Origin of the sequence: Terriglobus sp. YAF25, assembly GCF_052113305.1 — a bacterium.
Lineage (GTDB): Bacteria > Acidobacteriota > Terriglobia > Terriglobales > Acidobacteriaceae > Terriglobus.
In genome coordinates, this window is sequence record NZ_JBFRCY010000224.1 from 1 (window position 1) to 10,370 (window position 10,370).

The 10,370-nt window shown below is 58.3% G+C and carries 12 protein-coding genes; 9 read left to right on the plus strand and 3 right to left on the minus strand.

Annotated elements, in window-relative coordinates:
• Positions 1-165, plus strand: a 165-nt coding sequence (locus AB4043_RS11215; protein WP_442307080.1) for an ester cyclase, incomplete at its 5' end; no start/stop codon positions are given.
• Between the two features lie 137 nt (positions 166-302).
• Positions 303-1,130, plus strand: a complete 828-nt coding sequence (locus AB4043_RS11220) for an NAD(P)-binding domain-containing protein (RefSeq protein WP_442303412.1) — start codon at positions 303-305, stop codon at positions 1,128-1,130.
• Between the two features lie 312 nt (positions 1,131-1,442).
• On the opposite strand, the gene AB4043_RS11225 is transcribed toward AB4043_RS11220, so the two are convergent.
• Positions 1,443-2,192, minus strand: coding sequence for a hypothetical protein (locus AB4043_RS11225; RefSeq protein WP_442303413.1), 750 nt, complete (start codon positions 2,190-2,192; stop codon positions 1,443-1,445).
• A gap of 472 nt (positions 2,193-2,664) precedes the next feature.
• Here AB4043_RS11225 and AB4043_RS11230 point away from each other — a divergent pair, with 472 nt between their 5' ends.
• Positions 2,665-2,910 (plus strand): hypothetical protein, encoded by a 246-nt coding sequence (locus AB4043_RS11230; protein ID WP_442307077.1) that lies wholly within the window; start codon positions 2,665-2,667, stop codon positions 2,908-2,910.
• Between the two features lie 47 nt (positions 2,911-2,957).
• Here the strand turns inward: AB4043_RS11230 and AB4043_RS11235 are convergent, their stop codons facing one another.
• The gene (locus tag AB4043_RS11235) at positions 2,958-4,151 is read right to left on the minus strand and encodes a hypothetical protein (protein WP_442303415.1); all 1,194 of its coding nucleotides are present in this window, start codon (positions 4,149-4,151) and stop codon (positions 2,958-2,960) included.
• Positions 4,152-4,218: 67 nt separating this feature from the next.
• The gene (locus AB4043_RS11240; RefSeq protein ID WP_442307078.1) at positions 4,219-4,476 is read right to left on the minus strand and encodes a DUF1569 domain-containing protein; all 258 of its coding nucleotides are present in this window, start codon (positions 4,474-4,476) and stop codon (positions 4,219-4,221) included.
• Positions 4,477-4,544: 68 nt separating this feature from the next.
• Between AB4043_RS11240 and AB4043_RS11245 the strand changes: the two genes are divergently transcribed.
• The 6 genes from AB4043_RS11245 to AB4043_RS11270 form a co-directional block, all read left to right on the plus strand.
• On the plus strand, positions 4,545-5,129 hold the full coding sequence (locus tag AB4043_RS11245) for a TetR/AcrR family transcriptional regulator (RefSeq protein WP_442307081.1): 585 nt from the start codon (positions 4,545-4,547) through the stop codon (positions 5,127-5,129).
• Between the two features lie 475 nt (positions 5,130-5,604).
• On the plus strand, positions 5,605-6,312 hold the full coding sequence (locus AB4043_RS11250; protein ID WP_442303418.1) for a CerR family C-terminal domain-containing protein: 708 nt from the start codon (positions 5,605-5,607) through the stop codon (positions 6,310-6,312).
• A gap of 6 nt (positions 6,313-6,318) precedes the next feature.
• On the plus strand, positions 6,319-7,443 hold the full coding sequence (locus AB4043_RS11255; protein WP_442303419.1) for an ABC transporter permease: 1,125 nt from the start codon (positions 6,319-6,321) through the stop codon (positions 7,441-7,443).
• On the plus strand, positions 7,436-8,185 hold the full coding sequence (locus AB4043_RS11260; protein WP_442303420.1) for an ABC transporter ATP-binding protein: 750 nt from the start codon (positions 7,436-7,438) through the stop codon (positions 8,183-8,185). Before AB4043_RS11255 ends, AB4043_RS11260 begins: the two co-directional genes overlap by 8 nt.
• On the plus strand, positions 8,182-9,246 hold the full coding sequence (locus AB4043_RS11265) for an HlyD family secretion protein (protein WP_442303421.1): 1,065 nt from the start codon (positions 8,182-8,184) through the stop codon (positions 9,244-9,246). Before AB4043_RS11260 ends, AB4043_RS11265 begins: the two co-directional genes overlap by 4 nt.
• Before the next feature lie 501 nt (positions 9,247-9,747).
• A partial coding sequence (locus AB4043_RS11270; RefSeq protein WP_442307079.1) for an alpha/beta hydrolase family protein occupies positions 9,748-10,370 on the plus strand: 623 nt, incomplete at its 3' end.

Genomic DNA, 10,370 nt, shown 5'->3' on the forward strand with positions numbered 1-10,370 from the left:
CATCAAGGCGAATTCTTTGGAGTGCCGCCAACGGGGAGACAGGTCCGCGTATGGGGCGTCGTGATCGATCGCCTGGAAAAGGGCAGGATCAAGGACACCCGCATCCTCATGGATACGATGGGATTGATGACGCAGTTGGGCGTGATTCCAAGTCCAGGCGCATGAGCACGCAATCAGGGAGCCTTCCGTGAGTATTTTTCCTGTAGGTGTAGTGCAGGGCTTGTACATCTATGGGCGTTTTCCGCAATGAAAACGCCACTGCACGCTCCTCCCGGGATACCCAGCAACAGGAGAAATACTCTATGAGTGAGTTGCCAAAGATCGGCATTATCGGTGTGGGCACCATCGCGGAGGCGCTGACGAACGGCCTGTGTGGGTTCGGCGAACGGCGTGCCGAGATTCTGCTGTCTCCTCGCAACGAAGCCATTTCGGCGCGGCTTGCACTGCGGTATCCCGATGTCACGGTCGCTACCGATAAYCAGGCCGTCGTGGACGGCAGCGAGATCGTCATGCTCGCGTTGCGGCCGCAGGTGACGGAGCTGGCCCTCGGCACGTTGCGCTTCCGGCCGGACCAGAAGATTGTCAGCCTGATCGCAACCTTCAGCGTCGAGCGGTTGTCCCCGCTGGTGGCGCCGGCGAATCAGATCTCCCGTCTAATCCCGCTGCCGCCGGTTGCAGGGCGGCAGGGGCCGCTGACGCTCTACACGCAGTCGGAGGAGATCGCACGGCTGCTCGACGGGCTGGGCCGTCTGATCCGAGTTGAAGAAGAAGCACACCTCGACCTGGTCAGCGCTGTCACCTCGCTGATGGGCACGTACTTCGGCATGATGGGAGCGGTAGACGACTGGCTGATCGAAGGTGGTTTCAAGCCAGAAGCATCGCGTGCCCTGGTGGGTGAGTTATTCTTCCTCCTCGCCCAGGCCGCGGAGAAGCGCTCCGAAGAACCGTTCAGCAGGCTCAGCCGGGAGTACTCGACGGCAGGCGGACTCAATGAGCAGGCGTGGCGCGAACTGCAAGCTGCAGGATGGTCCGGCCAGATTCAGGCGGCACTGGACCTGGTCCTGGACCGCATCTACGGCCGCGCGACCTTTGACACTCGACTTCCCCAGAACCGCGTTACCGCTGACTGATAGCAAAGCGACGTTAGAGCGTATCGACAAATTCCTCTTCACTGCGGAGTTATAGAGCGGGCCTTCAGCCCTTTAATATCTTGTGGGCACTGAAACCTGGGGCGTTGCCCCAGGCTGGTATAGAGCGCGCCTTCAGCGCTTAGACCCGCGGCCCCTCCTTTTGTCATCCTGAGCAAAGCGAAGGAACCGCTTCTAGCGGAGTTTCCTATCCCGGGTGCCCCACCCCGGGGTCCCCAACGAACTGTGTTCGTTGGGGTGAACGCTCGCAACGCTAGGGTGGGTTAGGAATACCCTAAATTCCTATCGAATGCTCTACAGCATGTGCCGCGCCCAGGTCTCCAGCCACAGGCGGGTGATCGATTTCCATGTTTCGTTGAAGTAGAGCCCCGTGGCCGTCAGGCCCACAACGATGACGAGTGAGGCTGCCCACAGGAACTGTTTCATGATCCGGTTACGTTTCCAGTCCCAGAGAAACATGAGAAGGATGAGGAACAGATTACCGCCCTCGTAAAACAGGTAGGTGCCGAGAAACGTAGCCGGTGCAGGCAGAAAGAGACCGGCCATTCTGGAAAACCCCGCATCGCTGATGCAGATGGTGGCCAGCATCAGGACGCGCCGATGGGCAGCGGTATTGCGGCGCATAAGTACGCCCCATGCCAGCAGCACGGCCATGCAAAAGACTCCGCTGAAGGCGATGGAAAGGAATTGGGGAGGCAGAGTGCCGGGAGTCGAAAGGTTCAACGCCTGCCAACTGAGCTCGGACCAGGGTGCAATCACAAGGACCAGAGCGGCGTAGCCGGCTGCAAACCACCCGAAACGGCGATGGAAGCCGACATTACCGGTTTCGACCATGAGCACAAGCCCGGTGGCAATCAGCAGCCAGACCGTAGTGAAGACAGCATGTACGTGGACGATCGTGGGGACCGCCGGTTGCTCATGGACATAGTTGTGCAGATCGAAGCCGAAGCCGACGCCTACGAAGATCCAGAACAGGGCAAGCCAGACCAGGGCAGCCTTGCGGTCTTCATGTGCGGGCCAGGACGCAGTGGAATGAATGTCCAACCGTTTTCTCCTTTTCGTGAGAGAACTTACAGCGGTGGAAATGTGATGGATGCGATGCCCCATTCTTGCAGATTGCGGCAATCCGCTCCAGCTTTTCCGAGGCTATTGGAGCGAAGCTCGAACGGGTGGGAGCATCTGGGACCCCGGGGGTGGGGCATAAGCAAATCTCGTCTTGACAATATATCCGTAACGGACATATTGTCGATCGCATGGGGAAGGTCGAGCACYGGCATTACCGGGCGTGGTATGCGATGCTGCTGCGGCTGTATCCACGGCGCTTCCGCGAGCGGTTCAGCGAGGAGATGGCGCAGACATTTGACGACCTGTGCCTGGAGCGCCGCAACGCCAATCGCGGACTGTTCAGGTTCGTACTGTGGATCTTTTTCGAGACGTCGGTGGGAGTCATTCGGGAGAACGCAACTCATATGACACAACTGAGCAAGACAATGCTGCGCGTGGCGCTGGTGGCGCTGTGCCTTTTGGCGTGCTCGTGGTGGGAATTGTCGGAGCCTCGCTGGCACGCCTGCAGCCGCGAGGGTTGGCTCGCACACTGTTCGCCATGGCGGTGACACTCGCACTGATTGCAGCGCTGCTGCCTTCCGGCGCGCCACCCTACATGGCGCGGAATATGGTGATCGGGCATGTCATCCTGGTGGTGTTGTTCACCGCCTCAGGTCTACTGTTTCGGCGCGCGAGCCTGGCGGGATTGAAGGGCTGAAGGTCGGGGAACCCTGGCGCCGCTCCGCTGATGACAGCGGAATCGCACTAAGGATGCAATGCATCGTTCTGCGCAAAACCCTTCTCAAGTTCACTTCGTATTTCGGGAGTATCTTCCCGCACACCGCATGGTTCGAACCTGAGTGGCGAGTCCTTGGTCACAAGTTGATCCCTTCGATCATTTCCGACGGGAAACACGATGTATCGTCTTCCGGGAACCAGATGTTCCGCTTGCGGCGTTGCGATGTTGGGGTATGCACTTACGATAGCGTCAGGCAGCCAGGGAGCAGGCTCCTTGATAGAGCCGACAACCCGGACTTCTGCCAGCTCACGATCGTGCCCGCCTTCCTTCACGACCTTCGTAGAGAGAGCCTCGACGGCCAGAACATAGCGGGCATCCCGCGCCAGCGCCCAGACGGGAACATCGCAGGTCTTTTCCGGCAAAGAGTGTTGTTTCAGCTCGTCTTCTTTATAGAGATGCCAATCTTTGGCCGCGGGCAGTAAATCTTCAAGCTCCGCGCATGGCGCAAACCGGGTAAAGCAGGAAAAGTCATACGACGTCAGACGCTCGATCTCGGCTGGTGGGGTGTGGGTGGAGTAGTAAACAACTCCTATCTGGCAGTTGATCATGCAGCCCCCCGGCCTTCCTACTTTGTAGTACGGATGTTGGGCGAGATCCTCTGCGCCGCCAATATAAACGAACGGGTTCTCCAGTGTCCTGTGAAGTCGCTGGTAGCTCTCGGCGCCAATAGAGAGAGTCAGGTCGAAATCGCCTTCCCTTCTCATCCTCCTTCCYGGGACGCTGACGCCGATCGCGGTGCTTTCCCGCCAGATGGTCCCGTTGTGAACCGTGAAGGAGGCATTGAAGGCTGCTCCGCGGCCGCCTAACCACTGGTAGACATTGAATCGATCGTGCGTGAGAAGCCAGTCCAACCAGGCATGGCGTGGAACCCGCGGGTTATAAAAGGCGAGGCTGTCCATTTCGATGCTGTACTTGCAGCTTTCAGCCGTGCAGCTTCCGTCGTAATGGCCCCACCCGCCCCAGCGGTGCATCAACCGCTGCGCGTCTGTCCAGGTGCTCTGGTAGAGGCGAATCTGGTGCATATCGGCGGACAACCGCTCTGCACGCCAGCGCAAAGTTCGCTGCTGAATCTGCAAAGCCAAAGTCGCGATCAGCACCAGGGACAGAGCCACCGCGACCGTCAAGCGGACAATACGTACAGCCCACTCTCTAAGAGTCATATGTGAGTTAGACACCAAGGACAGTGAAAATGCTCCGGGTTTCCCGTGGGACCTGTCGAGTTCTGGATCAAACGCCGAATTGATTCAGATGATGATCGAGATGTTTATACCCCAGGGCTGCCCATTCATCAGGGGTCATGGGTCCGAAGAAGCAGTGCGGGTGCGTCGTACATCCGGCCGGTCCGCCTGCCGCAAAGCGGTCCACCCAATCGAGCAAACGTCGCTGCTCAGCAACAAGATCCTTGTCACCCTGCATGATCAGGCTCTTCTCCGTGGGCATATTCCGGCGAATCGGCGCATCGCCTAAAACAGACTTCTTCGCCATCTTTCCGACGATCCGCCCAACGAAGCTTCGCGGAGGAGACCGGCAACTCCGAAAGGAAGCGCAAAGCGATTCTTGAAGCCGCGATGAGTGTCTTTTTGAAGAGCGGATATCTCGGCGCCAGCATGGATGAGATTGCCGCAATCGCACAGGTATCGAAGCAGACGGTGTACAAACAGTTCTCCAGCAAAGAGGCCTTGTTTGTTGGGATTGTTACCAGCATGACCGGCACGGCGGGAGACACAGTCCACAACAACGTGYCTGAACTCACGGAGGGCGGTGACCTTTCGGAATACCTTCAGAGGTACGCCCTTCGACAGTTGACGGTGGTTCTTACGCCGCCCATCATGCAGTTGCGCCGCCTGGTGATCGGAGAGGTAAGCCGCTTTCCCGAGCTGGCGCGCGTCCTTTATGAGCGTGGACCGCAGCGCGCCATGGCGATCTTTGCCACGATCCTCACAGACCTCGCCGCACGCGGTCGGCTGAAGATTGACGATCCGAAGGCCGCAGCGTCGCATTTCAATTGGCTGGTGATGTCCGAGCCGCTGAATCGGGCGATGCTTCTGGGCGATGACGCGATCCCTAAGCCTGCAGCGCTTCGTCGTCATGTGGCGGAGAGTGTGCGTGTGTTTCTCGCCGCGTATGGGGCGAAGTGATATTTGGGCCGGGTTCATCAAACGTGATGGGTTAAGGCGCCAGATTCGTGTTGCCGATTGGCGGCTTTGGGGCTTAGGGCGTTATCGACATCGCCTTCATTGAGAACTATAGAGCGGGCCTTCAGCCCTTTAACATCTTGTAGACCCTGATACCTGGGGCGTTGCCCCAGGCTGGTATAGAGCGCGCCTTCAGCGCTTAGATATGTGACACCTTTTTGCTTTGTCATTTTCGGAGCATTCGTGGCCCCCGGCCAGCTCGCCGGCTGGGTGAGACGTAGCGGAGAAATCTGCTTCTTACTCATCTTCTCTGCCCGGGTGCCCCGCCCTCGCAACGCTAGGGTGGGCGAGGAACACCCCGAATTTATCGGTATGCCCTAACTCATTGAGATAGCGTGATCCCTCTAGTCGCTCTTGCGGCCGAGATTTAACGCGAGTACTATTCAAACAATTGTTTTAAACGATTGTTTCATTCACGATGGTCATCAAGAAAAAGGCGAAAAAGACGGCGCGGGCCAAAGCGGTTCGCCTAAACGAGGTAACAGAACGAGACGACGCGCGGTCACGACTGATCGAGGCGGCAATGGAGCTCTTTGCGGAGAAAGGCTACGAGGGGACGAGCGTGCGCGATCTCGCAACGGCGGCAGGTGTGAACGTAGCCGCTGTGAGCTATCACTTCGGGAGCAAGGATGCGCTCTATACCGAGACTCTGCGGGCGTGCCTGGCTCCCTGTGCCGAGATGCGCACGCGGATGCAGGCGCACCTCAATCTCGCGAAGCGGAAGAAAGGACACAAAGTAGCGGAAGATGCGCTGCGCGGTTGTATCCGCGATTTTCTGGAACTGCTGGTGTCGCCCGCAGCCAAGCACAGCCATCTGGTCATGCGGGAGCAGTCAGCAGCCAAGCCCCGGTTCGAGCCGGTCATACGAGAGTTTTTTGAGCCCGTAGGTACCATCCTGCACGAGGTGATCTTGATGCTGGCGCCTGGGCTTCCGCAGCCGACCGTGTTCATGACGATCTCGGGAATCATCGGGCAGTGTCTGCACATCTTCAAGGCACGGGCGTCCTACCGCGTGCTTGCGGGAGTTGATTCGCACAGCCCGGAGTACATCGAGATGGTGTCAAAACATATTGCACATTTCACCGCGCTTGGCCTGCTCGGGCTTGAGCGCGAGAAAAGGGGCTAGCTAGCCATGTGGCGGATTGCAATCAAGATGCTGATGGGCGACCGCAGCAAATATTTCACGCTGGTGAGCAGCCTGATTGTCGTTTCGTTTCTGTTTCTACAGCAGGGCTCGATCTTCTGTGGATTGATCCTGCGCACGGCCCGGCCCGTTGAGGTTGTCGGCGCGCCGATCTGGGTCAGCGATCCGCAACTGCGCAGCGTGGACGAGAGCAAACCGCTGCTCGATACCGATCTGCAGCGGATACGCAGCGTGCCGGGCGTGAAGTGGGCTGTGCCGCTGCTGTTGCAACTGGTCTCGGCGCATCTGCCGGATGGGAACTATCAGACGGTGCGGCTCTATGGCCTGGACAACGATACCTTTTTCGGCCGGCCGAGGATGATCTCAGGCAATGGGAAACTGCTGACGCAGGATCAGGCCGTGATTATCGGCAGAGCGGAATCGGAGAAGCTGAATAATCCCAAGCCCGGGCAGGTCTTCGAGATGAATGACAACCAGGCCCGCGTGGTCGGCATTGCCGATGTGCCGCGTGATTTCTTCTCCTATCCGTTTGTCTATGCCTCGTACGATCGCGCGCTGCAATATGCACCGCAGCAGCGCAAGCAGTTGAACTATGTGCTGGCTGCTCCGGCGGACGGAGTGTCGGTAAGCGAGGCAACGCGGCGCATTCGTCAGGCAACAGGCCTGGCGGCTTACTCCGAGCAGGAGTTCCGCTGGCTGACGATGGACTACTACATGAAGAACACCGGCATTCCGGCCAGTATCGGGATCTCGCTCGCGATGGTCTTTCTGGTGGGCATGTCGATTGTGGGGCAAACCTTTTATCAGTTCGCGCTGCAGAACGAGCGCTATTTCGGCGCACTGAAAGCGATGGGCACCAGCTCCATGACACTGACGAAGATGATTCTGCTGCAGGCGCTGCTGGTGGGGCTGGTGGGTTATGGCGCGGGTGCAGGGCTGGGCGGCATCTTCGGATTGATCGCAGGCGGGCAGGACAGCAAGATTGCCTTCGCTACGCCATGGCCCATGGTGGTGATCAGCTTTGTGGCGGTGATTGCGATCTGTCTGCTGTCGGCGCTGATCAGCATTCGCAAAGTAGTGAAACTCGAACCAGCGGTGGTGTTCCGTGGCTAATGGATGCGATACAGAAAACGGCACGCACGCAGCCTGCCTGCGTGGTGTGACCAGGCTGTTTGGCGTAGGCACGACGGAAGTGCATGCGCTGGACAACGTCGACTTCAACGTGCACACCGGAGAGTTGCTGCTGTTAGTAGGCCCATCGGGCTGCGGCAAGACAACGCTGCTGAGTGTGCTGGCGGGAATTCTGGATGCAACATCGGGTGACGTCGACGTCTTCGGGACACGCATCGATCAGCTTAGCCAGCAGGAGAAGACACAGTTCCGACGCGACAACATCGGGTTCATCTTTCAGCAGTACAACCTTCTGCCTACGTTAACAGCGGCGGAGAACGTCGCGATTCCGCTACTGATTCACAAGGTGGACTTCGAGGAAGCTGTAACGAAGGCGCGGGTGTATCTCGAAAAAGTGGGGCTGGCGGATCGTGCGGATTTCCTACCCTCGCAGCTCTCAGGTGGACAGCAGCAGCGCGTGGCCATTGCGCGCGCTCTGATTACCGAGCCGCGCCTGATTGTGTGTGACGAGCCGACAGCGGCGCTCGATGGAGAAACAGGAAAGATGATTCTCGAGATGTTTCGCTCGACGGCGCTGACAAACGACCGGGCCATCGTGGTGGTGACCCATGATAGCCGTATCTTTCCCTACGGTGATCGAATCGCCGAGATGCTGGATGGGCGGATTCTTTCCATTCACGAGAATGAATTTACGCCCGCTCATAGTAAGGAGAAAATTCAATGACGAAGTGGCTAAGCATAGTCGGTCCGTTGCTGGGATTGGTTTTGATTGCCGCGTGGGTCACGGCTTCGGCACGCCGCGTACCGCATGAGAAGGCTCTGGCTGCGCCACCCACGGCTCCGTATGAGAACTCGATTGCGGCAACAGGAATCGTCGAAGCCTCAGACCGCAACTACAATCTGGCGCCGCCGGTATCGGGGCAGTTGAGCATGCTGTATGTGAAGGAGAACGACATCGTCCACCGTGACGACAAGCTCTACACCATCGATGACCGCGAGCAGCGGACTGTTGTTGAGCAGGCGGAGGCAAATGTCGTAAAAACGCACGCAATGGTGCAGACGGCTCAGGCCGATATCCTGACGCAGCAGGCAAACGTGAACAGCGCTACGGCTGCTGTGGATACGGCGAAGGCTACGTATGACGATGCTGCCCAGATTGCCGAACGCAATGAAGGGCTGCATCAGGGTGGGGTTATCTCCGACCAGGCAAACATGACCAGCGCGAAGACGCGTGATGCCGATCGAGCCCGGTGGCAACAGTCCGCGGCCCAGTTGAAGCAGGCTGAAGCGCAGTTGCACAATGCCGAGGCTGCGCTCTCGGAGCAACAGGCGAACCTGCAGACGATGATCGCCACRCGCAACCAGCAGAAAGTTCTGCTCGACAAGATGACGGTACGCGCTCCCGCGGACGGAAAGATCCTGCAGATCAATAACCGCGTGGGTGAATATCTCTCCAGTACGTCCGGCACATCCCCTGTACTGTTCGGCGACACGGACTCTCTGATGGTGCGCGTCGATGTGGATGAGATCAACGCCTCGCATGTGCTTCCTGGCTCGACCGCAACCGCCATGCTGAAAGGCGATTCGACGCGACAGTTCCCCATGCAGTTTGTCCGCATCGTGCCTTACATGGTGCCCAAGCAGAACCTGACGGGCTCTAATTCCGAGCGCGTCGATGTGCGCGTGTTGCAGATGGAGTTTCGCTTTGAGCCGCCGCAATTCCCTGTCTATGTGGGACAGCAGGTGGATGTCTTCATCCACGCGCAGGAGCAGGCTTCGAGATGATCGCCAGATGTGGCTTCTTAGAAGTTTTCGTCATAAAGTTGTCATCCTGAACGTTCGGAGTCCCCAGCGGACTTCTTCGCTGGGGTGATTCGTGAAGGACCTGCTTTTCAACGCTGCACGTAGTGCAGTGAGTTCGCACCAAGGGTGCGAATGCTTTGCTTAAGGGGACGGCTTCAGCCGTCCCGTAGTGACATCAGCAAAGAACGCGGCTTTAGCCGCTGAGGTCAATCATTCAGAGCACGTACCTCAGCGGCTAAAGCCGCAAATCTTTCAAACCCTGATTCGGCACGGCTGAAGCCGTGCCCTTAAGCAAGACAATCGCGCGTAGCGCGATAGTCGATTCTCCGCGGTGAGACCGTGAAGAATCAATAACCAAGCTGCTTCCTGCTCGCCTTTTCCTGCCGCGTGCTCCACCGGGGGTGCTCAGCGAACTGTGTTCGTTGGGGGTAAACCCTCGCACCACTAGGGTTGGCGAAGAACACCGGTGCATAATTTGTGGATATGAACAGTCGAGAGTTTCTTGACGCTCCGCCGAATGAAGTGCCCGTTCGAGGGTACCTGCACCTCCCCACTCATCCCGGTGGTGATTGCCTAATCCTGACGCACGGCGCCGGAGCGAACTGCAACGCTCCACTTCTCGTGGCGTTGGCGGATGCGTTCTGYGCCTCGGGGATAACTGTCCTTCGCTGTGATCTCCCCTTCCGGCAGTCGCGGCCGCATGGGCCTCCACCTCGTGGCAGTGCGGAGCGTGACCAGCAAGGATTGCGAGCCGCAGTTGCCTCCATGCGGCGACAGGGTACGGGCCGTATCTTTCTTGGCGGTCATTCGTATGGAGGAAGGCAGGCGTCGATGCTCGCTGCGGCTGAATCCGGTCTTGTAGAGAAGCTCCTGCTACTCTCATATCCGCTCCACCCTCCACAACGGCCCAGTGAGTTACGTACCGGCCACTTCCTGGATCTCAAAACTCCCGCGCTCTTCGTTCATGGCGTGCGTGACGGATTCGCGTCCACCGACGAGATGACAGCAGCACTAAAACTTATTCCGGCACGGACTGAACTGTTTTCGATTGCCACCGCGGGGCATGAACTCCTGACGAAGAAGAATCATGATGATCTGCCCAAGAA